The following is a 24,649-nucleotide window of genomic DNA, read 5'->3' as shown; positions in this document are numbered from 1 at the left end:
CTGGCAGCCGGCCGGCCTTTGGTCGTCGGCGCTTCCCTGTTCCCGGATTTATCGAAATGCTCTTCACCTTGCTCGCCTTTGCCGTTGCCCTCGGCGTCCTGATCACGTTCCACGAGCTGGGCCATTACTGGGCGGCGCGCGCTTGCGGCGTCATCGTGCATCGCTTTTCGATCGGGTTCGGCAAGGTCCTGCTGCGCCGCACCGACCGGCACGGCACGGAGTGGGCGATTTCGGCGATTCCCCTGGGCGGCTACGTCAAGATGCAGGACGACCCCGCGCCCGGCGCGACGCCTGCGCAGGCCGCGCGGGCCTTCAACAGCCAGCCGGTGCGCAATCGCATCCTTATCGTGGCGGCCGGTCCCGTCTTCAACCTTATCCTGGCAGTGCTCCTGTACGCCGGCCTGAACCTGGCCGGCGTGCAGGAGCCCGCCGCGCTGCTTGCGCAGCCGGCGGCGGGTACGCCGGCCGCGCGCGCCGGCTTCCAGGCCGGCGACCGCATCGTGGCGATCGACGACAAGGCCGTGGTGTCCTGGAACGACGCGCGCTGGGCCCTGATGGACCGCGTCAGCGAAGGCGGCCAGGTCGCGGTCGACGTGACGGCGGCGCTCGGCGGCACGCAGCGCCGCACGCTGGCGCTGGACGGCAGCCGCCTGGACCCCGCCCAGGGCGATCCCCTGGCCGCGACCGGCCTGCGCCTGCTGGAACCCAAGCCGGTGGTGCGCGGCGTGGTGGCGGGCAGCGCCGGCGAACGCGCCGGCCTGCGCAATGGCGACGTCATCGTCGGCGCGGGCGGGCAGGCCACGCCGGACGCCGGCCGGGTGGTGCAGATCGTCCAGCAGTATCCCGACAAGGCCTTGCCCCTGCAGGTGCGCCGCGACGGCGCCGACCTGACGCTGTCGGTGGTGCCCCAGGCCGAGCACGACGCCAATGGGCGCGTCATCGGCCGCATCGGCGTGCAGCTGGGCGCCGATATTCCGATGGTCACGGTGCGCTATGGCCTGGGCGAGAGCCTGTGGCAGGGCGCCACCCGCACCGCCGAAACCGCCTGGTTCTCCCTGCGCATGATGGGTCGCATGGTCACCGGGGCCGTTTCGTGGCGCAATATCAGCGGCCCGGTGACGATCGCCGACTACGCGGGACAGACCGCCCGCATCGGCTTGGCGGCCTATATTTCCTACCTCGCGCTCATCAGCATCAGCCTGGGCGTTCTCAATCTGCTGCCGATTCCCATGTTGGACGGCGGACACCTGCTGTACTATCTCATCGAAATTTTGCGTGGCAGCCCGCCGCCGTCCCGCTGGCTGGATATCGGGCAGCGCGCCGGCCTGGGCTTGCTGGCCGGTTTGATGGGGCTTGCGCTTTTCAATGATTTTGCGCGGCTTTTCACATAGCCGCGTGCCACAGACGCGCTTTCTGCCTTAAAATCCCCCGCCATTCGTACGACCAAGGACTATCCAGGATGCTTTTCCGCAGGCTGTTTCAAAACAAGAAGGGATTGTGGGCGAGCCTTCTTGCCATGCTGCTGTTGCCAGCGCTGGCTCACGCCTTCGAACCCTTCGTCGTACGGGACATCCGCGTTGAGGGCATCCAGCGCATCGACGCCGGCACGGTGTTCGGTTACCTGCCCGTCAAGGTCGGCCAGAAATTCACCGAGGACGACGCGACCGAGGCGGTGCGCCGTCTTTATGGCAGCGGCTTCTTCAGCGACGTGCGGGTCGATACCGATCGCGACGTGGTGGTTGTGACGGTGCAGGAACGCGCAACCATTGCATCCATCAGTTTCAATGGCATGCGCGAGTTCGATTCCAAGGCCATTACCGATTCGTTGAAGCAGGTCGGTTTCGCGGAAGGCCGGATCTTCGACCGGTCCATGCTCGAACGCGCCGAGTTCGAGCTCAAGCAGCAATACATGACCAAGGGCAAGTACGGGGTCGAGGTCACGGCCACCGTCACGCCGCTGCCGCGCAACCGCGTCGGCATCAGCTTCGACATCTTCGAAGGCGAAGTGGCGCGCATCCGCGAAATCCACTTCGTCGGCAACAAGGCTTTCTCCGAAAGCGAACTGCTCGACCAGATCCAGCTGACCACGCCGGGCTGGCTGACCTGGTACACCGACACCGACAAGTATTCCCGCGAAAAGCTGGAAGGCGACGTCGAGCGCATTCGCTCGTTCTACCTTGACCGCGGCTACCTGGAGTTCACGTCCGAGGCGCCGCAGGTGACCATTTCGCCCGACCGCAAGGACATCTTCATCACGTTCACGCTGCATGAAGGCGAGCCCTACAAGGTGCGCAGCGTGAAGCTGGCCGGCAATCTGCTGGGCCTGGACAGCGAGATCAACAAGCTGGTCAAGATCAAGGCGGGCGACACCTTCTCCGCCGCCGAGGTCAACGACACCAACAAGGCCATCACGGACTACCTGGGCGAGCTGGGCTATGCGTTCGCCAACGTCAACCCGAACCCGCAGATGGACAGGGCCAAGCACGAGGCCGACCTGACGTTCTACGTCGACCCCAGCCGCCGCGTGTACGTGCGCCGCATCCAGATCGGCGGCAATACGCGCACCCGGGACGAAGTGGTGCGCCGCGAGATGCGCCAGCAGGAAGCCGCGTGGTACGACGCGGGCGACATCAAGATGTCGCGCGACCGGATCGACCGCCTGGGCTATTTCAACGACGTCAACGTCAAGACCGAGCCGGTGCCGGGTTCTCCCGACCAGGTCGACGTCAACGTCGACGTGAAGGAAAAGCCCACCGGCATGATCAACCTGGGTGTGGGCTACGGTTCGACGGACCGCGCCATCCTGTCCGCGGGTATCAGCGAAGACAACGTGTTCGGCAGCGGCACCAACCTCACGCTGCAATTGAACACCAGCGCCACCAACCGTTCCGCGGTGCTGTCGCACACCGACCCGTACTGGACCAAGGACGGCATCAGCCGCACCACGTCCCTGTACTACCGCCAGACCCGGCCGTTCCTCGAGAACGACGGCGAGTACCGCGTCAAGACGTACGGCCTGGGCATGAACTTCGGCATTCCGATTTCGGAATACGACCGCATCACGCTGGGTGGCTCGTTCGAACGCAACCAGATCGATCTCTACGACGACTCTCCGCAGGCGTACCAGAACTTCGTCAACCAGTACGGTGATTCGACCAACGCCTTCATCTTCCAGACCGGCTGGCAGAAGGACACCCGCGACAGCGCGCTGGCGCCGAACAAGGGCTATTTCACCAAGGTGCAGGCCCAGGCCTCGACGATGGACCTGAAGTACACGATGCTGACGGGCCAGCAGCAGTACTACCTGCCGCTGGGCCGCAGCTACACGCTGGCCTTGAATGGCATGATCGACTGGGGCACCGCGTATGGCGGCAAGGACTTCCCGGTGATCAAGGACGTGTACGCGGGCGGTATCGGCACGGTGCGCGGCTACGAAGGCTCCTCGCTGGGCCCGCGCGATACCTTGACCGGCGACTACCTGGGCGGTGCCCGCCGCATCGTGGCCAATGCCCAGCTGTACCTGCCGTTCCCGGGCGCCAACAAGGACCGTACGCTGCGCTGGTTCATCTTTACCGACGCGGGCCAGGTCAAGGCGGGCAGCGGCATGACCTGCACGGCTGGCAAGGCCAGCGATCCGGTGACGGATCCTTGCGGCTGGCGCTTCTCGGCGGGTATCGGCCTGTCCTGGCAGTCGCCCCTCGGACCCTTGCAGTTGTCGTATGCCCGACCGCTGAACCAGAAGCCGGGTGACGATTCCCAGAGCTTCCAGTTCCAGATTGGTACTGGTTTCTAAAAGCAAGCCAATAGTGGCCGGATGTTTCCGGCCTTCTATTGCCTATCCGGTTTAGTGGCACAATAACGCCTTTGCTAGACCTAATCCGAAGGTGAAATTTTCATGATGTCTGATTTCGCACGCAATCTGTCTCGTCTCTCCCGCGCGGCTTCCGTCAACCTGATGGGCTCGCTGGTGGTCGCGGGCGCGCTGCTGGCGGGCGGTGCGTATGCGGCTCCCGCCGCGGCGCAAGGTACCAAAATCGGCTTCGTCAATACCGAAAGAATCCTCCGCGAATCGGGTCCGGCCAAGGCTGCCCAGGCCAAGATCGAGTCGGAATTCAAGCGCCGCGACGATGACCTGCAGCGTGCCGCCTCGACGCTGCGCGCCCAGGCCGAGAAATACGACAAGGACGCGCCCGTGCTGTCCGAAGGCGATCGCGTGAAGCGCCAGCGCGACCTGAGCAACAGCGACGCCGACCTGCAACGCCGCCGCCGCGAGTTCCAGGAAGACTTCAACCGCCGCCGCAACGAAGAGTTCTCCTCCATCGTGGAAAAGGCCAATGCCGCCATCAAGCGCATCGCCGAGCAGGAGAACTATGACCTGATCGTGCAGGATGCCGTGACGGTCAACCCCCGTGTCGACATCACCGACAAGGTGATCCAGGCCCTGGGCAAGTAAGCGTCGCCTATGCCCATCCTGCTGGATCCAGACCATGCACCGTCGCTCGACGACCTGTTAGCCGCCACCGATACCACCGGTCTCGAGTGGCGGCTCAGCGCCGCGCCCGGCAGGACCTCCCCGCGCATCCAGGGCCTGGGCACCTTGTCCAGTGCCGGCGCGGCGGAACTCAGTTTCCTCGCCAATCCCCGCTACCAGAACCAGTTGCCCGGCACCCAGGCTGGCGCGGTCATCGTGTCGCCCGACGTGGAACAGGCGTTGGCGGCGGAGGGCGCGACCGCACCGGGCTTCGTCCGGGTGGTCTGCAAGAACCCCTATCTGCTGTATGCCCGCGTGGCGCAATGGTTCGAGCGCGCGCGCCGGCCGGCCGCCGGGGCATACGTGCACCCCAGCGCCGTCGTCGCCGCTGACGCGGTGATCGGGGCCGACGTCCGCATCGGCCCGCAATGCGTGGTGGAAGCGGGTGCGCGTATCGGCGCCAACAGCGTGCTGGGTCCCGCTTGCGTCATCGGCGCGGGTTCCGTGATCGGTCCGGACAGCCTGTTGCACGCGCGCGTTACCTTGTATGCGGGCGTAACCGTAGGCGCCCGCGCCGTCCTGCACTCCGGTTGCGTGCTGGGGGCGGACGGCTTCGGTTTCGCGCCTGATCCGGCCCAGGGCGGCCGGGGCGCCTGGGGCAAGATTCCACAGTTCGGCGGCGTCAGCGTCGGCGACGACGTGGAAATCGGCGCCAATACGACGATAGACCGCGGCGCGCTGGAAGACACGGTCATCGGCAACGGCGTCAAGCTGGATAACCAGATCATGGTCGCGCACAACGTGCGCATCGGCGCCTTCACCGCCGTGGCCGCCTGCGTGGGCATCGCCGGTTCGACGACCATCGGGGAACGATGCACGATAGGCGGTGCCTCAATGCTATCGGGACACCTGACCTTGGGCGACGACGTCCACATTTCGGGTGGCACGGCGATTACGTCGAACATCTCCCGGCCCGGTCGATACACTGGCGTGTATCCGTACGCCGAGCACGGAGAGTGGCAACGCAATGCCGCCGTGATACAACAATTGGGACAAATTCGTCGCCGTTTGCGCGATCTGGAAAAGAAATAGGGCAGGAATGCCGCCTGCGTCGCCGGGGATACACTGGCGCCGGCGGGCGCCAGCCCACATCACCCTTCGTACTGCTGGAATATCAAAGACATGGAACTCGATATAAAGGGGATCCTGGACCGTTTGCCGCACCGCTATCCGATGCTTCTGATCGATCGCGTGCTGGACATTCAGCCTGGTAAATCCATCGTGGCGCTCAAGAACGTCTCGATCAACGAGCCGTTCTTCACAGGACACTTCCCCCATCATCCCGTCATGCCTGGCGTCCTGATCCTGGAAGCCATGGCCCAGGCCGCGGCGCTCTTTTCCTTCGCCGACGAAAATGCGCTGGCCAAGGACGAGGAAAACACCACGGTTTATTATTTCGTGGGTATCGACGGCGCGCGTTTCCGCCGCCCGGTGGTGCCGGGCGACCAATTGCGCATCGAAGTCGATGCCGAGCGTCTCAGCCGCTCCATTTGCAAATATTCCGGCCGTGCGCTGGTGGATGGCCAACTGGTGGCCGAAGCCAAGCTCATGTGCGCCATCCGCAGCCTGGAAGCTTAAATGTCCGGAAATATCCATCCCACCGCCGTCGTCGACCCGGCGGCCGAGATCGACAGTTCCGTCGTCATCGGCCCGTATAGCGTGATCGGACCCAACGTGCGCATAGGCGCGGGGACGGAGATCGGTCCGCATTGCGTCATCGACGGGGTCACCACGATCGGACGCGAGAACCGCTTCTACCGGTTCTGCTCGATAGGCGGGATGCCGCAGGACAAGAAATACCAGGGCGAACCGACCCGGCTGGAAATCGGCGACCGCAATACCGTCCGCGAATTCGTGACCTTCAATACGGGCACGGTGCAGGACGGCGGCGTCACCACGATAGGCAGCGACAACTGGGTCATGGCCTATGTCCACGTGGCGCACGACTGCCATATCGGCAACAACACCATCCTGGCCAACTCGGTGCAGCTGGGCGGACACGTGCACGTGGGCGATTGGGCCATCATCGGCGGCCTGGTCGGCGTGCACCAGTTCAGCCGTATCGGTGCGCACAGCATGACCGGCGGCAATAGCTCGCTGATGCAGGACACGCCGCCTTATGTGCTGGCCGCGGGCAATCCCTGCCGACCGGTGGGCGTGAACGTCGAGGGCTTGAAGCGCCGCGGTTTCACCCCGGCCGTCATCTCGGCGCTGCGCGATGCGTACAAGGCCATTTACCGCCGCGGCCTTTCCTTGCAGGAAGCCGCCGCGGAGTTGCGCGAACGCCAGAACAGCGAGCCGGAAACGCGCGACGCCCTGCAAGTGATGCTGGACTTCATCGAGGTCAGCAACCGCGGCATCATCCGGCCGTGAACACCGGCGCGACGCCCGCCGGGGCGCCGGTGGTCCAGGGCGCCGGTCGATCCAGGCATATCGGCATGGTCGCCGGAGAGCCTTCCGGCGACCTGCTGGCCGGCCGTATCATCCAGGGCCTGGCCCAGCGCGAGCCCGGCGTCATTTGCCAGGGCATAGGCGGGCCGCGCATGCTGGCCCAGGGCTTCGAGTCCTGGCATCCCATGCATGCCCTGACCGTGTTCGGCTACGTCGACGCCCTCAAGCGGATACCCAGCCTGTTGTCCATCTATGGCGACACCAAGCGGCGCCTGCTCGCGCAGCCGCCGTCGGTGTTCGTCGGCATCGATGCGCCGGATTTCAACTTGAAGCTGGAGCTGCAATTGCGGCAGGCCGGGGTGCCAACGGTGCATTTCGTCGGCCCCTCCATCTGGGCCTGGCGCTACGAGCGCATCCACAAGATCCGCGAGGCGGTCTCCCATATGCTGGTGCTCTTTCCCTTCGAGGAAGAGATCTACCAGAAGGAAGGCATCCCGGTGACCTATGTCGGTCATCCGTTGGCCGGCGCCATCCCCATGCGGCCCGACCGCGCCGCGGCGCGGGCGCGCCTGGGGCTGGAGCAGGGCGCCCGTATCCTGGCCATGATGCCCGGCAGCCGCTCATCCGAAATCAAGGTGCTGGCGCCGCGCTTCCTGCAGGCGCTGCGCCTGCTGCAGCAGCGCGATCCGGCGTTGCAGTGCGTGGTGCCCATGGTCAACGCGCAGCGCCGCGCCGAATTCGAAGGATGGCTGCGGCAGTATCCCGTGGCCAACCTGCGCATCGTCACGGCGGACGACGTGGCGCCGGCCACGGTCGCCGGCGAGGGCGGCGACGCCGCGCCGGTGGCCTGGAGCGTGATGGAGGCGGCCGATGCGGTGCTGGTGGCCAGCGGAACGGCCACGCTGGAAGCGGCGCTGTTCAAGCGGCCCATGGTGATTTCGTACTATCTGCCGACCTGGATGCGCCGTATCATGGCGTGGAAGTCGAAACAGCAGCGTCCCTATCTGCCGTGGGTGGGCCTGCCCAATGTGCTGCTGCGCGACTTTGCCGTACCCGAGCTGTTGCAGGACGACGCCACGCCGGAAAAACTGGCGGAAGCGACGTGGATGGCGTTGACCGACGAGGCCAACGCGGCCCGCGTGCAAGCGCGGTTCACGGCCCTGCACCAGGATTTGCTGCGCGACACGCCGGCGCTGGCGGCGCAGGCGATCATGGAGGTGTCCTCCCGTGGATCAGTCTGACCTTTTCGGCATGGGCGGCCTGGCCGACGTTATCGTGGCCGGCGTGGACGAGGCCGGGCGCGGACCGCTGGCCGGCGCCGTCTATGCCGCCGCCGTCATCCTGGACCCGGCCCGTCGGATAGATGGCCTGGCCGACTCCAAGGTGCTGACCGCCGAACGGCGCGACGAACTGGCCCTGCTCATCCGCGAGAACGCGCTGGCGTGGTTCATTGCCAAGGCCAGCGTCAAGGAAATCGACAAGCTCAACATCCTGCGGGCCACCATGCTGGCCATGCAGCGCGCGGTCGCGGGCCTGCTCATCAAGCCGGGGCTGGCGCTGGTCGACGGCAACCAGGCGCCGAAGCTCAAGTGCGGCGTCAAGACCATCATCAAGGGTGACGCCCTGGTGCCGGCGATCTCGGCCGCGTCCATCCTCGCCAAGACGGCGCGCGACGCCGACCTGGTGCGCCTGCATGGGAAGTATCCGCACTACGGCTTCGACCAGCACAAGGGGTATGGCACGGCGATGCACCTGGAGCGTTTGCGCGAGCACGGGCCTTGTCCCGAGCACAGGCAAAGTTTCGCGCCGATCAAGGCGTGGGTGGCCGGCACGATGGATGTGGTCGTCGAGACGTCGATTCCGCTTGGGATGGACTGAGTCATTCCATCGCCCATGCCGATGAAGCACATCGCCTCGCGCGACAATCCCCTGGTGAAGGACCTGCACCGCATCGCCGCCGCCGCGGGCCGGCGCGACGCACCGGCCTTGCTGGATGGCGTGCACTTGTGCCAGGCGTGGTTGCAACAGCGGGGCGTGCCGCAACGGGCGCTGTTCGATGCGGCACGCCTGGACAAGCCGGAGCTGGCGGCCCTGGCTGCGCAACTGCCCGCCGAATGCTGCGTGTCCCTGGAGCCCAGGCTGCTGCACGGGCTGGCCAGCGTGGAGAGCGACCAGGGCGTCCTGTTCCTGGTCCAGCCACCCCGGCCTGTCCTGCCGGCGCGGGTGGCGGTAGGTTGCGTGCTGCTGGACCGCGTGCAGGACCCCGGCAACGTGGGCACGCTGCTGCGGACCAGCGCGGCGGCGGGCATCCGCCACGTCATGCTGTCCGAAGGCTGTGCGGCCGCCTGGTCGCCCAAGGTGCTGCGCAGCGCGCAGGGCGCGCATTTCGCCTTGCAGGTCTATGAAAAGGTGGATTTGGCGGCGCTGACGGCGTGCCTGGATGTGCCCCTGGCCGCCACCACCCTGGAGCATTCACAGTCGCTCTACGACGCCGACCTGCCGCCGGCCTGCGCATGGGTCTTCGGCCATGAAGGGCAGGGCGTCGCGCCGGACCTGCTGCGGGCTGCGTCCTTGCGCCTGCGCATCCCGCACGACAGCGCGGCCGTCGAGTCCCTCAACGTGGCCGCCGCCGCCGCGATCTGCCTGTTCGAGCAACGCCGGCGTCATCTGCCGCCGGGCTGATCCCTTAAATCTAAAGCGCCCGGTCCAGCCCCACTTCCTGCAATACCGTCGTGGAGATTTCCTCGATGGACTTGGTCGTGGTCGACAGCCATTCGATGCCTTCGCGCCGCATCATGCGCTCGGCCTCGGTGACCTCGTAGCGGCATTGCTCCAGCGAGGCGTACTTGCTGTTGGGCCGGCGTTCATTGCGCACCTCGGCCAGGCGGTCGGGCTGGATGGTCAGCCCGAACAGCTTGTCGCGGTAGGGGGCCAGGGTGGAGGGCAGCGTGCCACGCTCGAAATCGTCCGGAATCAGCGGGAAGTTGGCCGCCTTGACCGCGTATTGCATGGCCAGGTAGAGGCTGGTGGGCGTTTTGCCGCAGCGCGAGACGCCCACCAGGATGACGTCCGCCTCGGCCAGGTTGGTGACGAACTGCCCGTCATCATGCGACAGGCTGAAGTTGATGGCGTCGATGCGGTTGCGGTATTTCTCGCTGTTGGCCGCCATGTGCGAGCGGCCGATCGAGTGGCTGGATTTCAGCCCCAGGGCCTGCTCGATATGGGCGACGAAAGTGCCGAACAGGTCCAGGAAGATGCCGTTGGCCTGGCGCACCCGCGCCATGATCTCCGGATGCACCAGGGTGCTGAAGACGATGGGCTGCATGCCCGTTTCGGCGGCATTGCGGTCGATGCGCAGGGCGGCTTCCTCGGCTTTTTGCAGCGTGTCGACAAAAGGCAGCCGGATCTGGCGAAAACTGACTTCCTCGAATTGGGCCAGGACCGAGTGGCTGAAGGTCTCGGCGGTGATCCCGGTACTGTCCGAGACGATGTAGACGGTGCGTTCGATGGGGGGTGTGGACATATGTAAAAAATTCCAACGGGGCAGGAGGTAAGGAGAAGCCGACCGGGTACAATCAGACCCCGATAAGTCACCCCAAGAGCGGTCCCAAGGCCAGTTTGGTCAGGGTGTATGGATGCCCTGACCAAACTCGCTTTCATTCCATTGTAAAAGGTGACTTCAATGTCGTACGTCGTTTCTTTCGAGCAGCTCCGCATGACGGACGTGGACTCGGTAGGAGGTAAGAACGCTTCTCTCGGCGAAATGATCAGCCAGCTGTCCGGCGCGGGTGTCCGCGTGCCGGGCGGCTTTGCCACGACCGCCCAGGCCTTTCGCGACTTTCTCAAGTCGTCGGGCCTGGACAAGCGCATCGCCGATCGCCTGTCCACGCTGAATCCGGAAGATGTCCGCGAACTGGCCACGGCCGGCGCGGAGATCCGCCAATGGCTGGTCGACGCGCCGTTCTCGCCCGAGTTCGAGCAGCAGATCCGCGAAGCCTTCGCCAAGCTGGACAGCGATGGCAAGGGCACGTTCGCCGTGCGTTCGTCGGCCACCGCCGAGGACCTGCCGGATGCTTCCTTCGCCGGCCAGCAGGAAACCTTCCTCAACGTCGTCGGCATCGACGACGTGCTGGACAAGATTCGCCACGTGTTCGCGTCGCTGTACAACGACCGCGCGATTTCCTATCGCGTGCACAAGGGCTATGCCCACGCCGAGGTCGCGTTGTCGGCCGGCATCCAGCGCATGGTGCGCTCGGACAAGGGCAGCGCGGGCGTGATGTTCACCATCGACACCGAATCCGGCTTCAAGGACGTGGTGTTCATTACCTCGTCCTACGGCCTCGGTGAAACCGTGGTGCAGGGCGCGGTCAATCCGGACGAGTTCTACGTCTTCAAGCCCACGCTGGAACAGGGCCACTATCCCATCGTCGGGCGCCGCATCGGCTCCAAGCTGATCAAGATGGAATTCGACCCCGAGCGTCCGCAAGGCCGCGCCGTGCGCACGGTCGACGTGCCGGTGTCGGAGCGTAACCGCTATTCGCTGACCGACGAGGAAGTGACCGAACTGGCCCGCTACGCCGTCATCATCGAGAAGCACTACCAGCGTCCGATGGACATCGAGTGGGGCCGCGACGGCGTCGACGGCAAGATCTACATCCTGCAGGCGCGCCCGGAAACGGTGAAGTCGCAGCAGTCCAACACCGACGTGCAGCAGCGCTATCGCCTGAAGGCCACCGGCAAGGTGCTGGTGACCGGCCGTGCCATTGGCCAGAAGATCGGTTCGGGCCCCGTGCGCATCGTGGCCGATGTGTCGGAAATGGACAAGGTGCAGGCGGGCGACGTCCTGGTCACGGACATGACCGATCCCAACTGGGAGCCGGTGATGAAGCGCGCCTCGGCCATCGTCACCAACCGTGGCGGCCGGACCTGCCACGCCGCCATCATCGCGCGTGAACTGGGCATCCCGGCGGTGGTCGGCTGCGCCACGGCGACCGACGACCTGAAGGAAGGCCAGTCGGTTACCGTGTCCTGCGCCGAAGGCGACGAAGGCCGCATCTACGACGGCCTGATCGAAACCGAGGTCGAGGAAGTGCGGCGCGGCGAAATGCCGCCCATCGACGTCAAGATCATGATGAACGTCGGCAATCCGCAACTGGCCTTCGACTTTGCCCAGATTCCCAACGAAGGCGTGGGCCTGGCCCGCCTGGAATTCATCATCAACAACAACATCGGTATCCACCCGAAGGCGGTGCTGGATTATCCGAACGTGGACGGCGAGCTGAAGAAGGCGGTGGAGTCGGCCGCGCGCGGCTACGCCAGCCCGCGCGCCTTCTTCGTCGAGAAGCTGGCCGAGGGTATCGCCACCATCGCCGCGGCCTTCTGGCCCAAGTCGGTCATCGTGCGCCTGTCGGACTTCAAGTCCAACGAGTACCGCAAGCTGGTGGGCGGTTCGCGCTACGAGCCCGAGGAAGAGAACCCCATGCTGGGTTTCCGGGGGGCCTCGCGCTACATCGCCGAGGAGTTCGACGAGTGCTTCCGCATGGAGTGCGAGGCGCTCAAGCGCGTGCGCGATGAAATGGGCCTGACCAACGTCGAGATCATGGTTCCCTTCGTTCGCACGGTCAGCCAGGCCGAGCGCGTGGTGGGCCTGTTGGGCAAGCACGGCCTGAAGCGCGGTGAAAACGGCCTGCGCCTGATCATGATGTGCGAAGTGCCGTCCAACGCCATCCTGGCCGATGCGTTCCTGAAGCACTTCGACGGCTTCTCGATCGGTTCGAACGATATGACGCAGCTGACCCTGGGCCTGGACCGCGACTCGGGCATGGAGTTGTTGGCGGCGGACTTCGACGAGCGCGACGACGCGGTGAAGTTCATGCTGCGCCGGGCCATCCAGGCATGCCTGGCCGCCAACAAGTACGTCGGTATCTGCGGCCAGGGCCCCAGCGACCATCCGGACTTCGCGCAATGGCTGAAGGACGAAGGCATCCTGTCGATGTCGCTGAACCCGGATACGGTGGTCGACACCTGGCAGCGCCTGGCCAAGTAAGCCGCGCCGCTCGGCGGCGGCCATGCGCGCCGCCGCCAGGTAAAACGGGCCGCCTCTTCAAGAGGCGGCCCGTTTTGCTTTGTTATTCCGGAAGGTCCGGACCTTGTCGCCCCGTACGCTTACCGGGACGCGGCTTCGCGCGTGATCAGCTCCAGCTTGCGCGCGACGCCCCAGCGGTAGCCGGCCAGGGCGCCGTTCTGGCGCACCACCCGGTGGCAGGGAATCAGCAGCGCCGCCGGATTGGTGGCGCAGGCGCGCGCCACCGCCCGGACGGCGGTGGGGGCGCCGATGCGCCGCGCCAGCTCGGTATAGGTCACGGTGGTGCCGGCCGGGATGGCCCGCAGGGCTTGCCAGACGCGCTGCTGGAAGGCCGTGCCGCGCACATCCAGCGGCAGGTCCAGGCCTTGCGCCGGATTCTCGACGAAACCGACCACGGCGGCCACCCAGTGCTTGAAATCGTCGTCCGCGCCTTCCAGCGTGGCGCGCGGATAACGGTCCTGCAGCTCCCGCACCAGCACCGGTGCGTCATCGCCCAGGGCAATTTCGCAAATGCCCTTGTCCGTGGCTGCCACCAGCAGTGCGCCCAGCGCGCACTGGGCAACCGCGAAGCGGATGTCCAGACCGGCGCCGCCGCGGCGGCGTTGCGTGGGCGTCATGCCCAGGATGGCGGTCGTGTTTTCGTAGAAGCGGCCGCTCGAATTGAAGCCGGCGTCATACAGGGCCTGGGTGATGCTGGCCCCCTGGTCCAGCTCGCGCCGGGCGCGCGCGGCCCGCAGGGCGGTCGCATAGGCCTTGGGGGTGATTCCCGTCAAGGCCTTGAAGACGCGGTGGAAGTGAAAGCGGCTCAGGCCGGCCTGTTCGGCCAGGGCGGCAAGGTCCGGGGTCTCGCCTGTCTCCATGGCGCGGCAAGCCTGTTCGACCAGGGCGGCGTGGCGGGGGACGGGCATGGCAGTGGCATTCATGATGAGCTCCGTGCGGGCGCATGGCGGTGCGCGATGGTGTCATCTTCGCAAGCCGGGACCGTCACCGTCACTCCGCTTATTGCGTTTCAGGCGGACACGGCGGCGCCGGCGGAATGCTGCTGGAGGAAACGGCGCAGCAGGCTGGCGGATTCCGGGGTCTCCCGCAGTTCGCCGGCCAGGACCCCGGCGTCGATGTGCTCCCGGGCATAGCGGTCGGCATACTGGCGCAGGTGCTCCCGCATGAAATTCACGCCAAATTCCGGATGGAACTGCGTGGACACGATATGGGGAGCCAGGCGCAGCAGCTGGCAGCCGTCCATGGCCGACCGCGCCAGCACGCGGGCGCCCGGCGGCAGTTCGACCACGGTCTGTTCGTGCATCGTCTGCACCGGGAAGGTGCGCGGCAGGCCTTCCAGCAGCGGGTCGTCCGCCACCAGTTCGAGCTGGCGGGTGCCGACCTCGCGGCCAGCCGGGTTGTAGTCGACCCGACCGCCCAAGGCATGCGCCAGCAGCTGGTGCCCGTAGCAGATGCCGAACATGGGTAGCCCCTCCTGGGCGGCCTGGCGCAGCCAGACCGCCGTTTCCTCGCCCCAGGGGTCGCGGTCCGTCACGTTGGCGGGCGAACCGGTGATCAGCGCGGCGCGGTAATGCCCCGGCGCACGCGGCTGTTGGCCAAGGAATACCGGCACGACGTGCACGTCGGCGTCGTCCAGGCCGGCGGCCGCCCGCATGAAGTCGGCATAGCCGCCGAACTGTTCCGTGAGGCTGGCGTTGGGGTCGCCGGTATGGAGGATGAGAACGGGCAGGTCGGAACGATTCATGATGGGTCGGGTGCAACGGGCCGCGCAGGAAGGCGGCGGGAAGACGGTGGGTAGACGGTGGGTGGACGATAGTGCGGAAATCGTTGCGGGCTGCCGGCGTCGCGAGCGGCCGCGTCCCGCGCCAGTCAATACATTGATAATCACGCCACGTCAACGACATGATAATCCACCCCGTCGCGCGACACGCACAGGGAACGACTACGGTAACCCGCACGGTAATCCACGCTACAGGGGACAGCCCAAAATCGTACAATCGTTTCCGGTCAGGCCCGCGCCTGGCTTCGATGTCTCGCGGAGAACATGGCTATGTGGATCTGGTTCGGATTGGCTGTCCTCGCATTGATCGGGGAAATCGCCAGCGGGACCTTTTACCTGCTGCTGGTGGCCGTCGGCCTGGCGGCGGGCGGACTGGCCGCGACGGCCGGCCTGAACCTCGAGGCGCAACTGGTCATTTGCAGCATCGTTGCGCTGGCGGGACTGTACGTCTTGCGCCGCACCGGCGTGCTGAAAAAGCGCGAGGTCGACGCCGCCCGCAACGCGGACGTCAACCTGGACATCGGCCAGGTGGTTCGTGTCGATGCCTGGGAGGAGGGCGGTATCTCCCGGGTGCAGTATCGCGGCGCCAGCTGGCGGGTGGAACTGGCGCCCGGCAACTTGCCTGCTAGCGGTGAATTCGTCATTACGGCCATACGCGGCAGCAGCCTCATCGTCGCGCCCCGCGCCGCGCCGGCTCGACCCTGATCCCCAAGCGTCGATGCCGTAGTTCCCATCCGGTTTCCATAAGGTGCAAGCCATGCTCGATCCTTCTTCCATCGTCCTGATAGTCCTGGTCCTGCTCGTTGTGCTGATCATCGTGAGAGCGATCGCCATCGTGCCGCAACAGCACGCGTGGGTGGTCGAACGGCTAGGCAAGTTCGACCGGGTGCTGTCGCCGGGGGCGGGGTTCGTGATTCCCTTCGTCGAGCGCGTGGCCTACAAGCATTCGCTCAAGGAAATCCCGCTGGACGTGCCCAGCCAGGTTTGCATCACGCGCGACAACACCCAGCTGCAGGTCGACGGCGTGCTGTATTTCCAGGTCACCGACCCGATGCGGGCCTCCTACGGTTCGTCCAACTATATTTCCGCCATCACCCAGCTGTCGCAGACCACGCTGCGCTCGGTGATCGGCAAGCTGGAACTGGACCGGACCTTCGAAGAGCGCGAATTCATCAATACCACCATCGTGGCCTCGCTGGACGAGGCCGCGCTGAACTGGGGCGTCAAGGTGCTGCGCTACGAAATCAAGGACCTGACACCGCCCAATGAAATCCTGCGGGCCATGCAGGCGCAGATCACCGCCGAGCGCGAAAAGCGCGCGCTGATCGCCGCTTCCGAGGGGCGTCGCCAGGAGCAGATCAATATCGCCACCGGCGAGCGCGAGGCGGCCATCGCCCGCTCGGAGGGCGAGAAGCAGGCGCAGATCAACCAGGCCCAAGGCGAGGCGGCCGCCGTGCTGGCGATCGCCGAGGCGACGTCCAAGGCCATCACGCAGGTGGCGGAGGCGGTGCGCCAGCCGGGCGGCATGGAAGCCGTCAACCTGAAGGTGGCGGAGCGGTATGTCGAGGCCTTCGGTAACGTGGCCAAGCAAGGCAACACCTTGATCCTGCCGGCCAACGTGGCGGATATGGGCAGCATGGTGGCGACGGCGATGTCCATCGTCAAGGCCGCGCCCCGCTAGGATCGCGGGGGCGCGGTCAGACACACATGGTCGGGGTAACGACGCTATTCATCGTCATGGGGGCGGCCAGCCTGCTCATGCTGGGCGTGCTGGGTTCGCTCGCCCGCAGCGGCATCCCCGGCGTGCATGCGTGCATCCTGGCCGCCTTCACCACCGCGACGGGCATCCTGCTGATCGCCGCCCAGCCGCTGCTGCCGCCCATCGTGGGTGTGATCATCGCCAATATGCTGATGGGCGTGGGCATGGTCCTCTACCTGGCGGCGGTGCGGCAGTTCTTCGACCTGCGCGTGCCGAAGGCGGCCTCGGCCGTGGCGCTCGCCGTGCAACTGGCCGGACTTGCCGTGTTCTGGTACGTCTGGCGCGACTTCACCGCCCGCGTCGTGCTCGTGTCGGTCATTTATTCGATGTTGGCGGCGGCGGTGGGCATTACCGTGTTGCGCCATCGTCCGTACAGCCGGCCGGCCTATCCCTATATGTTCACGGTGGGCGTGGCGATGTTCGTGGCGGTCGGCTACGCCGTCCGGGCCGTGGTGTATCTACTTCGCATCGATGCCGTCGGCTCGCTGGCGGAGACCTCGCCGGTGCAGATCGCCTTCCTGATCGTGGGTATCATGGCGCTGCCCGGCCTGACGCTGGCGATGATCCTGATGCTGCACGACCGCATGCTGGCCGAGCGCGAGACCGAGGTGAACACGGACTACCTGACCGGCGTGCTGTCGCGCAAGGCGTGGTGGCTGATGGCGGAAAAAGTCCTGGCCCTGGCTGCCCACAACGACCGTCCGGTTTCCTTGCTGATACTGGATATCGACCACTTCAAGCAGATCAACGATACGTATGGGCATTTGCTGGGCGATGCCGTCTTGCAGCATTTCGGCGCGCTTGCCGTCGCGACGCTGCCTGACGAGAATATCGTCGGACGCATCGGCGGCGAGGAGTTCGCCGTGCTCTTTCCCGACACGCGCATCGACGCGGCCCTGCTCGCCAGCGAGGGGCTGTCGCGGGTGGTGAGGGGATCGGCCTGCAGCCACGGCGAGTGGTCCGTCCGCTATGCTTTCAGCGGCGGCCTGGTGGAATGGGATGGGCAGGAGAGTGCGCAAGCCATGGCCCAGCGCGCCGACCGGGCCTTGTACGCGGCCAAGGATGGCGGCAGGGATCGCATCGTGACCAGCCGCTGAGCGGGCGGGAGACAAGGGGGAAAATTGAGCGGCCCGACCATCTTTATGCTCGTCTCGATGCTGGTCTGCCTGCTGATGCTGGGCGGACTCGGTGCGCTGGTGGCCTCTGGCGTTCCGGGGGTGAGGGCATGCATCGGCGCCACGTCGCTGACGGTGGTCTCCGTCGTGATCATCGCGTCGCAACCGATACTGCCGCCCATCATCGGCATCGTGGTGGGCAACACCATGCTGGGGGTCGCGATGACCCTGTACCTGGTCGCGATCAGGCAGTTCTTCGGCCTTGACGTACCCACGCGGGGCCTGATCCTGGTCGTGGTCATGGAGGCGGTGGGGCTGGCGCTGTTCTGGTATGTCTGGCGCAGTTTCTCCACCAGGACCGTGATCATATCGGTCATGCACTGCACCCTGACGACGGCCATGGCGGTCACCATCCTGCGACACCGGCCCTTGCACCGGCCGGCCTACGCGTACGTCTTTGCATTGGGCATGGCGTCGCTCCAGGCGGTCGCCCACGCCCTGCGCACGGTGGTCTACCTGCTGCGCCTGGACGCCATCGAGGCGATGCACCAGACGTCGATATTCCAGGTGGCGTTCCTGTCGGTGGGCGTGTTTACCCTGCCGGGCCTGACCCTGGGCATGATCATCATGGTGCAGGACCGGATGCTGGCCGAGCGGGAGAACGAGGTCAATATGGACAACGCGACCGGCGTGCTGTCGCGCAAGGCCTGGTGGCTGCTGGTCGAGAAAACGGTGCTCCGCGCCCGGCGCGGCAACCAGCACTTTTCCCTGTTGGTGCTGGACATCGATCGCTTGCGGCATATCAACGAGACCTACGGGCACCTGTTGGGCAACGCGGTGCTGCGGCACTTCACCGGCGTGGCGGCCGGCGTGCTGCGCGACGAGGATATCATCGGCCGGATCGACGGCGAGAAGTTCGGCATTCTGTATCCCGACGCCCGCATCGATATGGCGCTGGTCCTGAGCGACCGGCTGCTGCGGGCGGTGCGGGACAACGCCTCCACATCCGGCAACTGGACCATCGGCTATACCTTCAGCGGCGGCCTGGTGGACTGGGACGGGCAGGAAGACGCGCGCAGGATGACCGACCGCGCGATGCACGCCCTGCGACGCGCCAAGGAGGACGGCCGCGACCGCATCGTGGCGTGGCCCGTGGCGCAGGTGGGATAGGGCCATGCCCGCGCCGGCGCTACTCCTGGGCACCTCGGCCCTGGTCAGCCTCCTGATGGGAAGGGTGCTGTGGTCGCTGGCGCACAATGACGTTCCCGGATGCAAGGTGAGCGTCCTTTCCACGCTGTTGCTGTGCGCCTCGATGGTCATGATCGCGGCGCAACCCTGGCTGCCGCCGTTCATCGGCATCGTGGTGGCCAACGTCATGGTGGGCGCCGCGGCGGCGTTGTACTACGCGGGGGTGCGACTTTTCTTCGGGCGGCCCGTACCGGTCGCGGCCCTGGTCGCCGCCGTCGCCTTGCTGGCGGTGGGGATCGTGTTGTTCTGGTATGTCTGGCGTGACCTGCCTGTCCGTGTCGTCTTTGTCTCGGGCGTGCTGAGCGGCCTGGCCTGCGCTACGGCGGCCACCATCTTGCGATACCGGCCCCTGCATCGTCCCCGCTACCCCTACCTGCTCGCATTGGGCATGTCGATGCTGGTGGCCGTGGTCCACGCGCTGCGTTTCACGACCTATCTGCTGCGCCTGGATCCCATCGGATCGATGTCGCAATCGTCGGGGTTCCAGACGATCTATCTCTCCGTCGGCTTGTTCACGATGCCAGGGATGGTTTTCGCCATGGTGCTGATGGCCTACGACCGCATGCTCACCCAGCGCGAGACCGAAGCCCATACGGACGACCTGACAGGCGTGCTGTCGCGCAAGGCGTGGTGGCTGGTGGCGCATAAGACCGTGGCGCGCGGCGCGCGCGGCGGCCAGCCGTTTTCGCTGCTGGTGCTGAGCATCGACCGGCTCAGGCACATCAACCAGACGTTCGGCACGCAGTCGGCCGATGCGGTGCTGCGGCACTTTTCCAGGCTGGCGGCCGACGTTTTACCCGACCAGACCCTGATCGGCCGCATCGAGGGCAAGATATTCGCCGCGCTTTTCCCCGATACCCGCCGCGACGCCGCCCTGCTGGCCAGCGAAGCGCTGTCGAAGGCGGTGGGCGGGGACGCGTGCAAGGAAGGCGTTTGGTCGATCAGCTATACGTTCAGCGCCGGACTGGCGGAATGGGACGGACAGGAAAGCGCCCAGGCGCTGTTCGAGCGCGCCAGCCAGGCACTATCGGCCGCCAGGAATGCGGGGCGCGGCCACATCAAGACCCATCATTGACACCTGAAAAAGGGGAGACCGGAAATGCCTACACCGACGCTTTGGCTGGTAATCATCATGATCATCTGCCTGCTGATGATGGGCGTGCTGTTTTCGCTTTCTCGCAGCGGCATCGCGGGCGTGACGACCAATGGCTGGGCGGCCGCCGTCACTTGCGTCGCGGTGACACTGAACTTCACGCAGCCCTTGGTGCCCGGGGGCCTGCCGGTCCCCGTGCGCTTGCTGGGAGGCATCCTGCTGGGCGTCGATATGGTGCTCTATTTCGCGGGAACGCGGCAGTTTTTCGGCCTCGGCGTGCCGAAGCGGCGCCTGGCCGTGCTGACCCTGGTGTACGCGCTGGCGCTGGCGACGTACTGGTATGTCTGGACGGACTATTCCATGCGTACCGCCGTCATCTCGACGATGCGCGGATTGATGGCGGGCGTGATCACGATCACGGTATGGCGCCATCGGCCCATGGGGACGCCGGGCTATCCCTACCTTTTCACGGTGGCGATGGCCGGCGTGCTTGCGCTGATGCACGTGTGGCGCGCGGCCGTGTACTTCCTGCGCCTGGATGCCGTCGATGCGTTGGTGCAAGCGTCCACGGTCAACACGATCTATTTCGTCATCGGCCTGGTGACCCTGCCGGGGGTCATGTTGGGCATCATCATGATGATCCACGACCGGATACTGAGGCAGAGCCCCGTGAGGCAGCCCCCCGACAAGACGGCGCAGGCGCGGGGGCGCGTGTCCCCGCCGCGCTGAGGCGGGGCGGGGCGCCCCGCCGGGGCGTTCCCCGCTTGGGGCTCAGCCGTCGCGGCGCCCGTTGCGGGTGTCGTGCTTCATGATGCGTTCCTTCTCGCGCGCCCAGTCCTTGTCGCGCGAGGTGTCCCGCTTGTCATGCAGCTTCTTGCCGCGGCCCAGCGCGAAGTCCAGCTTGATGCGGCCGTTCTTGTAGTGGAGATTCAGCGGCACCAGGGTGTAGCCCCGTTGCTCCACCTTGCCGATCAGCTTGCTGATTTCTTCCGCCTTCAGCAGCAGCTTGCGCGTGCGCGTGGCATCCGGATGGATGTGGGTGGACGCCGTCGGCAGGGGGCTGACGTGCATGTTCAGGAGGAACAGTTCGCCATTGCGGACGATGACATGGCTGTCGCTCAACTGCACCCGGTTGTCGCGGATGGCCTTGACCTCCCAGCCTTCCAGGACCAGGCCGGCCTCGTAGCGGTCCTCGATGAAGTATTCGTGGCTTGCTTTGCGATTATCGATAATGCTCATGGGGGTCCGGCGCATGCCGGCGCGTATAGCCGCTAAAATCCTGTCATTCTAGCCATTTGCGATAGTCGATGCACAAAGTCCAAAGATCCGTCCTGGTGCCATATAGCGACGCCCAGATGTTCGAACTGGTGGCCGGGGTGGAAAAGTATCCTGAATTCATGCCCTGGTGCGGCGGCGCAGAAGTCCGTTCGCGCGACGAGCACGGCATGGAGGCATCCATTGTCATCAGCTTCGCCGGCCTGAAGCAGCGCTTCAGCACCCGGAACAGGCACGACTTTCCCCATCGTATCGACCTGGAGCTGGTCGACGGGCCTTTTTCCATGCTGGTGGGCCATTGGCACTTCCAGGCGTTGTCGCCCGACGCGTGCAAGGTGCTGTTCACCATGGAATACGAGTTCTCCAACCGCGCGCTGGAGATGGTGGTGGGTCCGGTGTTCAACCGCATCGCCACCAGTTTCATCGATTCCTTCACCAAGCGGGCCCAGGCGGTTTATGGCGAGTAGACCGGAGGCGGGCGCCGCGGCTGCCCCGATGCTGTCCGTGCTGGTCTGCGCGGCCTGGCCCGGGCGTTCCTGGCAGGCCAGCCTGACCCTGCCGCCTGGCGCCAGCGTGGCCCAGGCCCTGGCGGCGAGCGGCTACGGCGAGGCGTTTCCGGACCAGGACCCCTGGGCGCACGGCGTCGGCATCCATGGCCATGCCGTGCGGGCGGACGACATCCTGCGCGATGGCGACCGCATCGAAATCTACCGGCCCCTGACCTTCGATCCCATGGAGTCGCGGCGGCGCAGGGCCGCTCATCGCGGGCGCAAGATGCCGGTGGCGCGCCCGCCGCGCACGCCCAAGGCGCCGCGCTGAAAGTCGTCCAGATGGCAATCCGGCGCCGCGCGCCGGTTTATGCTGTTACTGGGTTGACGTTAACGTCAACGTAAAGGCCAGGCTGGCGTAATATGCCAGCAGGCCCCAGGGGGCACCGGTGCGGCGATGGTGAAATGCGCCGGGCGTCACATTCCAACGCAAGAATGCAGCGCGGCCATAAGCCGCCAGAGGAGACGAACGTGGATCTGGATCTCACCGAGGAACAGCGGGCCTACGCCCAGGCAGCGCGCGAATTCGCCCAGGGCGAGCTGGCGCCGCACGCCGCGCGCTGGGATGCCGAAGGGATTTTTCCCAAGGATGTCTTCCACAAGGCCGGCGGGCTGGGTTTCTGCGGCCTGTACGCCAGCGCGGAAATCGGCGGGCTGGAACTGCCCCGCCTGGACGCCACCCTGGTGTTCGAGGAAATGGCGGCGGTCGACCCGTCGACCACCGCGTTTCTCACCATCCACAACATGGCCACCTGGATGGTGGGGAAGTGGGGCGGACCCCGTGTGCGCGAACAATGGGGAGAGGCGCTGTCTTCCGGCGCCAAGCTGGCGTCCTATTGCCTGACCGAGCCGGGTTCCGGTTCCGACGCCGCGTCGCTACGCACCACGGCCGTCGAGACGCCCGACGGCGCGCATTATGTCCTGAACGGCGCCAAGGCCTTTATTTCGGGCGGCGGCGATACCGATTTGCTGATCGTCATGGCGCGCACGGGGGGCAGCGGCGCGGGCGGCGTCAGCGCCTTCGCCGTGCCGGCGGGATCGCCGGGCATCGCGTATGGCCGCAAGGAAGACAAGATGGGCTGGAACAGCCAGTCCACTCGCGCCATCACCTTCGAGAATGTGCGCGTGCCGGCCGACCACATGCTGGGCGAGCCGGGGCAGGGATTCAAGCTGGCCATGAAGGGCCTGGACGGCGGCCGCATCAATATCGCCACGTGCTCGGTGGGCGCGGCCCAGGGCGCGCTGGACGCGGCGCGCCGCTACATGCTGGAGCGCCAGCAGTTCGGCACGCGCCTGGCGGAGTTCCAGGCGCTGCAATTCAAGCTGGCGGACATGGCCACGCACCTGGTGGCGGCCCGCCAGATGGTGCGCCTGGCGGCCTGCAAGCTGGATAGCGGCGCGGCCGATGCCGGCACCTACTGCGCCATGGCCAAGCGCTTCGCCACCGACATGGGCTTCCAGATTTGCCTGGACGCGCAACAGATACATGGTGGTTACGGATATTTGCGGGACTATCCTCTGGAGCGTCTGGTGCGCGATACTCGCGTGCACCAGATCCTGGAAGGGACCAACGAGATCATGCGCGTGATCGTGGCCCGCCAGTTGTTGGAAAAAGGAGCTGAACTACGATGAGCGATTCCGTGTTGTATGAGGAACGCGCGACCCGCAACGGCATGAAGATAGGGGTGGCGACGCTGAATGCGCCGCAGACCTTGAACGGCTTGTCGCTGGAGATGGCGCGCAGCCTGGCGCACCGCCTGAACGAATGGGCCCACGATCCGGACGTGGCGGTGGTGCTGCTGCAAGGCGCGGGCGACAAGGCATTCTGCGCCGGCGGCGATTTGCATGGGCTATACCGCAGCATGCGCGAGACGGCCGGGCAGGGCGCCTGGGCCAATGTCCATGCGCGGGAGTTCTTCGAAGTCGAATACCGGCTGGATTACCAGATCCATACCTATCCCAAGCCTATCCTGTGCTGGGGGCACGGCTACGTGATGGGCGGCGGAATAGGCCTGATGATGGGCGCCAGCCACCGGGTGGTCAGCGAGCACTCGCGGCTGGCCATGCCCGAGGTCTCCATCGGCCTGTTCCCGGATGTCGGCGGCAGTTGGCTGCTCAATCGGATGCCGGGCAGCACGGGCCTGTTCCTGGGCCTGACCGGCGCCCAGTTGAATACGTCCGATGCGTTTTTCGCTGGATTGGCGGATTTCCATGTGCGCCACGCGGACTGGCCCGCGCTGGTCGAGTCCCTGCTGGACCAGCCCTGGGCCGGCGTCCGTGGCGGTGGCGCGGATACGGAGAAGGCCTTCGCGCCCCGTTCCATCAACGATGGCCTGCTGCGCCGCGCGCTGATCGCCATGGAGCCCAGCGAGACGCTGGAGCCGGGGCCGCTGCGCCAGCATTCGTTCATGATCAACAACCTTTGCTCGGGCACGCGGCTGGACGAAATCCATGCCGACGTCGCGGCCCTGGCGGACCATGCCGACCCGTGGCTGGCCAAGGCGGCCAGGACCATGCTGGCGGGGTCGCCGGGCACCGTGCGGTTGACCTTCACTTTGCTGCAGCGGTTGCGCCAGCGGTCGCTCGACGATGTGTTCCGCGCGGAGTACGTGGCGGCGCTGGTGGCCGCGGCGCATGGCGATTTCGCGGAAGGCATACGGGCCTTGCTGATCGACAAGGACAGGCGTCCGCGCTGGAATCCGGCGACGCTGGAACAAGCCGACGAGGTGTGGGTGCAGAAGTTCTTCGAGGAGCCCTGGCCGGCGCACCTGCAACATCCGCTGGCCGATCTCGGCACCTGACTCGGCACCCGAGCGGCGGGCGG

24 protein-coding genes are annotated in these 24,649 nt (G+C 66.0%); 20 read left to right on the top strand and 4 right to left on the bottom strand.

The window, feature by feature from the left end; translation table 11 throughout:
- Positions 1-56: 56 nt before the first annotated feature.
- The 9 genes from rseP (at position 57) to C7R54_RS01775 (ending at position 9,604) form a co-directional block, all read left to right on the top strand.
- Positions 57-1,391, top strand: a complete 1,335-nt coding sequence (gene rseP / locus C7R54_RS01815) for an RIP metalloprotease RseP (RefSeq protein ID WP_129148481.1) — start codon at positions 57-59, stop codon at positions 1,389-1,391.
- A 68-nt stretch (positions 1,392-1,459) separates the two neighbouring features.
- Positions 1,460-3,793 carry an outer membrane protein assembly factor BamA gene (bamA, locus tag C7R54_RS01810; protein ID WP_129148480.1) on the top strand — a complete coding sequence of 778 codons (2,334 nt, stop codon included), beginning with the start codon at positions 1,460-1,462 and terminating at the stop codon, positions 3,791-3,793.
- 102 nt (positions 3,794-3,895) lie between these two features.
- Positions 3,896-4,453, top strand: a complete 558-nt coding sequence (locus tag C7R54_RS01805) for an OmpH/Skp family outer membrane protein (RefSeq protein ID WP_129148479.1) — start codon at positions 3,896-3,898, stop codon at positions 4,451-4,453.
- Between the two features lie 9 nt (positions 4,454-4,462).
- Positions 4,463-5,563: a UDP-3-O-(3-hydroxymyristoyl)glucosamine N-acyltransferase gene (gene lpxD / locus C7R54_RS01800; RefSeq protein ID WP_129148478.1), complete on the top strand. Its 1,101-nt coding sequence runs from the start codon at positions 4,463-4,465 to the stop codon at positions 5,561-5,563.
- Positions 5,564-5,653: 90 nt separating this feature from the next.
- Positions 5,654-6,109, top strand: a complete 456-nt coding sequence (fabZ, locus tag C7R54_RS01795; protein WP_129148477.1) for a 3-hydroxyacyl-ACP dehydratase FabZ — start codon at positions 5,654-5,656, stop codon at positions 6,107-6,109.
- Entirely contained in the window at positions 6,110-6,904 is a 795-nt protein-coding gene (lpxA, locus tag C7R54_RS01790) for an acyl-ACP--UDP-N-acetylglucosamine O-acyltransferase (RefSeq protein ID WP_129148476.1), read from the top strand.
- Positions 6,905-6,969: 65 nt separating this feature from the next.
- The gene (gene lpxB / locus C7R54_RS01785) at positions 6,970-8,163 is read left to right on the top strand and encodes a lipid-A-disaccharide synthase (RefSeq protein WP_129149396.1); all 1,194 of its coding nucleotides are present in this window, start codon (positions 6,970-6,972) and stop codon (positions 8,161-8,163) included.
- On the top strand, positions 8,150-8,800 hold the full coding sequence (gene rnhB / locus C7R54_RS01780; RefSeq protein ID WP_377813161.1) for a ribonuclease HII: 651 nt from the start codon (positions 8,150-8,152) through the stop codon (positions 8,798-8,800). The genes lpxB and rnhB overlap by 14 nt, the downstream gene beginning before the upstream one ends.
- A 21-nt stretch (positions 8,801-8,821) precedes the next feature.
- Positions 8,822-9,604, top strand: coding sequence for a TrmH family RNA methyltransferase (locus C7R54_RS01775; protein ID WP_129149395.1), 783 nt, complete (start codon positions 8,822-8,824; stop codon positions 9,602-9,604).
- A 10-nt stretch (positions 9,605-9,614) separates the two neighbouring features.
- On the opposite strand, the gene ppsR is transcribed toward C7R54_RS01775, so the two are convergent.
- Complete coding sequence (ppsR, locus tag C7R54_RS01770; protein ID WP_129148475.1) at positions 9,615-10,445, bottom strand: posphoenolpyruvate synthetase regulatory kinase/phosphorylase PpsR; 831 nt, start codon at positions 10,443-10,445, stop codon at positions 9,615-9,617.
- 159 nt (positions 10,446-10,604) lie between these two features.
- Between ppsR and ppsA the strand changes: the two genes are divergently transcribed.
- Complete coding sequence (gene ppsA / locus C7R54_RS01765; RefSeq protein WP_129148474.1) at positions 10,605-12,968, top strand: phosphoenolpyruvate synthase; 2,364 nt, start codon at positions 10,605-10,607, stop codon at positions 12,966-12,968.
- Between the two features lie 119 nt (positions 12,969-13,087).
- On the opposite strand, the gene C7R54_RS01760 is transcribed toward ppsA, so the two are convergent.
- Both C7R54_RS01760 and C7R54_RS01755 read right to left on the bottom strand, forming a co-directional pair.
- Entirely contained in the window at positions 13,088-13,930 is an 843-nt protein-coding gene (locus tag C7R54_RS01760; protein WP_129148473.1) for a methylated-DNA--[protein]-cysteine S-methyltransferase, read from the bottom strand.
- 86 nt (positions 13,931-14,016) lie between these two features.
- A complete protein-coding gene (locus C7R54_RS01755) occupies positions 14,017-14,751 on the bottom strand; it encodes a glutamine amidotransferase (protein WP_129148472.1) in 735 nt (244 codons plus the stop codon).
- Positions 14,752-15,057: 306 nt separating this feature from the next.
- Here C7R54_RS01755 and C7R54_RS01750 point away from each other — a divergent pair, with 306 nt between their 5' ends.
- The 6 genes from C7R54_RS01750 to C7R54_RS01725 are packed head-to-tail and all read left to right on the top strand — an operon-like array spanning position 15,058 to position 20,731.
- Entirely contained in the window at positions 15,058-15,492 is a 435-nt protein-coding gene (locus C7R54_RS01750; RefSeq protein WP_129149394.1) for an NfeD family protein, read from the top strand.
- A gap of 52 nt (positions 15,493-15,544) precedes the next feature.
- The gene (locus C7R54_RS01745; RefSeq protein ID WP_129148471.1) at positions 15,545-16,468 is read left to right on the top strand and encodes an SPFH domain-containing protein; all 924 of its coding nucleotides are present in this window, start codon (positions 15,545-15,547) and stop codon (positions 16,466-16,468) included.
- 26 nt (positions 16,469-16,494) lie between these two features.
- Entirely contained in the window at positions 16,495-17,643 is a 1,149-nt protein-coding gene (locus C7R54_RS01740; RefSeq protein ID WP_129148470.1) for a GGDEF domain-containing protein, read from the top strand.
- A gap of 45 nt (positions 17,644-17,688) precedes the next feature.
- Positions 17,689-18,831 (top strand): GGDEF domain-containing protein, encoded by a 1,143-nt coding sequence (locus tag C7R54_RS01735; RefSeq protein ID WP_129148469.1) that lies wholly within the window; start codon positions 17,689-17,691, stop codon positions 18,829-18,831.
- A gap of 4 nt (positions 18,832-18,835) precedes the next feature.
- Positions 18,836-19,984, top strand: a complete 1,149-nt coding sequence (locus tag C7R54_RS01730; RefSeq protein WP_129148468.1) for a GGDEF domain-containing protein — start codon at positions 18,836-18,838, stop codon at positions 19,982-19,984.
- A 24-nt stretch (positions 19,985-20,008) separates the two neighbouring features.
- Complete coding sequence (locus C7R54_RS01725) at positions 20,009-20,731, top strand: hypothetical protein (RefSeq protein WP_129148467.1); 723 nt, start codon at positions 20,009-20,011, stop codon at positions 20,729-20,731.
- 42 nt (positions 20,732-20,773) lie between these two features.
- On the opposite strand, the gene smpB is transcribed toward C7R54_RS01725, so the two are convergent.
- Entirely contained in the window at positions 20,774-21,241 is a 468-nt protein-coding gene (smpB, locus tag C7R54_RS01720; protein WP_129148466.1) for an SsrA-binding protein SmpB, read from the bottom strand.
- 68 nt (positions 21,242-21,309) lie between these two features.
- Between smpB and C7R54_RS01715 the strand changes: the two genes are divergently transcribed.
- From C7R54_RS01715 to C7R54_RS01700, 4 genes are all read left to right on the top strand, one after another.
- Positions 21,310-21,744, top strand: coding sequence for a type II toxin-antitoxin system RatA family toxin (locus tag C7R54_RS01715; RefSeq protein WP_129148465.1), 435 nt, complete (start codon positions 21,310-21,312; stop codon positions 21,742-21,744).
- Positions 21,734-22,096: an RnfH family protein gene (locus C7R54_RS01710; RefSeq protein ID WP_129148464.1), complete on the top strand. Its 363-nt coding sequence runs from the start codon at positions 21,734-21,736 to the stop codon at positions 22,094-22,096. The genes C7R54_RS01715 and C7R54_RS01710 overlap by 11 nt, the downstream gene beginning before the upstream one ends.
- 200 nt (positions 22,097-22,296) lie before the next feature.
- A complete protein-coding gene (locus tag C7R54_RS01705; protein ID WP_129148463.1) occupies positions 22,297-23,457 on the top strand; it encodes an acyl-CoA dehydrogenase family protein in 1,161 nt (386 codons plus the stop codon).
- On the top strand, positions 23,454-24,626 hold the full coding sequence (locus tag C7R54_RS01700) for an enoyl-CoA hydratase/isomerase family protein (RefSeq protein WP_129148462.1): 1,173 nt from the start codon (positions 23,454-23,456) through the stop codon (positions 24,624-24,626). The genes C7R54_RS01705 and C7R54_RS01700 overlap by 4 nt, the downstream gene beginning before the upstream one ends.
- Positions 24,627-24,649 lie beyond the last annotated feature (23 nt).

It is taken from the genome of Achromobacter aloeverae (genome assembly GCF_004121055.1).
GTDB classification, from domain to species: domain Bacteria; phylum Pseudomonadota; class Gammaproteobacteria; order Burkholderiales; family Burkholderiaceae_B; genus Bordetella_C; species Bordetella_C aloeverae.
The sequence above is the reverse complement of the archived record's forward strand: the minus strand, read 5'-3'. Positions and strand labels throughout refer to the sequence as shown.

What these genes read in the sequence shown, in the direction of transcription:
- rseP (WP_129148481.1), top strand. Translation starts at nt 57, where the DNA reads ATGCTCTTCACCTTGCTCGCCTTTGCCGTTGCCCTCGGCGTCCTGATC.
- bamA (WP_129148480.1), top strand. Translation starts at nt 1,460, where the DNA reads ATGCTTTTCCGCAGGCTGTTTCAAAACAAGAAGGGATTGTGGGCGAGC.
- C7R54_RS01805 (WP_129148479.1), top strand. Translation starts at nt 3,896, where the DNA reads ATGATGTCTGATTTCGCACGCAATCTGTCTCGTCTCTCCCGCGCGGCT.
- lpxD (WP_129148478.1), top strand. Translation starts at nt 4,463, where the DNA reads ATGCCCATCCTGCTGGATCCAGACCATGCACCGTCGCTCGACGACCTG.
- fabZ (WP_129148477.1), top strand. Translation starts at nt 5,654, where the DNA reads ATGGAACTCGATATAAAGGGGATCCTGGACCGTTTGCCGCACCGCTAT.
- lpxA (WP_129148476.1), top strand. Translation starts at nt 6,110, where the DNA reads ATGTCCGGAAATATCCATCCCACCGCCGTCGTCGACCCGGCGGCCGAG.
- lpxB (WP_129149396.1), top strand. Translation starts at nt 6,970, where the DNA reads ATGGTCGCCGGAGAGCCTTCCGGCGACCTGCTGGCCGGCCGTATCATC.
- C7R54_RS01775 (WP_129149395.1), top strand. Translation starts at nt 8,822, where the DNA reads ATGAAGCACATCGCCTCGCGCGACAATCCCCTGGTGAAGGACCTGCAC.
- ppsR (WP_129148475.1), bottom strand. Translation starts at nt 10,445, where the DNA reads ATGTCCACACCCCCCATCGAACGCACCGTCTACATCGTCTCGGACAGT.
- ppsA (WP_129148474.1), top strand. Translation starts at nt 10,605, where the DNA reads ATGTCGTACGTCGTTTCTTTCGAGCAGCTCCGCATGACGGACGTGGAC.
- C7R54_RS01760 (WP_129148473.1), bottom strand. Translation starts at nt 13,930, where the DNA reads ATGAATGCCACTGCCATGCCCGTCCCCCGCCACGCCGCCCTGGTCGAA.
- C7R54_RS01755 (WP_129148472.1), bottom strand. Translation starts at nt 14,751, where the DNA reads ATGAATCGTTCCGACCTGCCCGTTCTCATCCTCCATACCGGCGACCCC.
- C7R54_RS01750 (WP_129149394.1), top strand. Translation starts at nt 15,058, where the DNA reads ATGTGGATCTGGTTCGGATTGGCTGTCCTCGCATTGATCGGGGAAATC.
- C7R54_RS01745 (WP_129148471.1), top strand. Translation starts at nt 15,545, where the DNA reads ATGCTCGATCCTTCTTCCATCGTCCTGATAGTCCTGGTCCTGCTCGTT.
- C7R54_RS01740 (WP_129148470.1), top strand. Translation starts at nt 16,495, where the DNA reads ATGGTCGGGGTAACGACGCTATTCATCGTCATGGGGGCGGCCAGCCTG.
- C7R54_RS01735 (WP_129148469.1), top strand. Translation starts at nt 17,689, where the DNA reads ATGCTCGTCTCGATGCTGGTCTGCCTGCTGATGCTGGGCGGACTCGGT.
- C7R54_RS01730 (WP_129148468.1), top strand. Translation starts at nt 18,836, where the DNA reads ATGCCCGCGCCGGCGCTACTCCTGGGCACCTCGGCCCTGGTCAGCCTC.
- C7R54_RS01725 (WP_129148467.1), top strand. Translation starts at nt 20,009, where the DNA reads ATGCCTACACCGACGCTTTGGCTGGTAATCATCATGATCATCTGCCTG.
- smpB (WP_129148466.1), bottom strand. Translation starts at nt 21,241, where the DNA reads ATGAGCATTATCGATAATCGCAAAGCAAGCCACGAATACTTCATCGAG.
- C7R54_RS01715 (WP_129148465.1), top strand. Translation starts at nt 21,310, where the DNA reads ATGCACAAAGTCCAAAGATCCGTCCTGGTGCCATATAGCGACGCCCAG.
- C7R54_RS01710 (WP_129148464.1), top strand. Translation starts at nt 21,734, where the DNA reads ATGGCGAGTAGACCGGAGGCGGGCGCCGCGGCTGCCCCGATGCTGTCC.
- C7R54_RS01700 (WP_129148462.1), top strand. Translation starts at nt 23,454, where the DNA reads ATGAGCGATTCCGTGTTGTATGAGGAACGCGCGACCCGCAACGGCATG.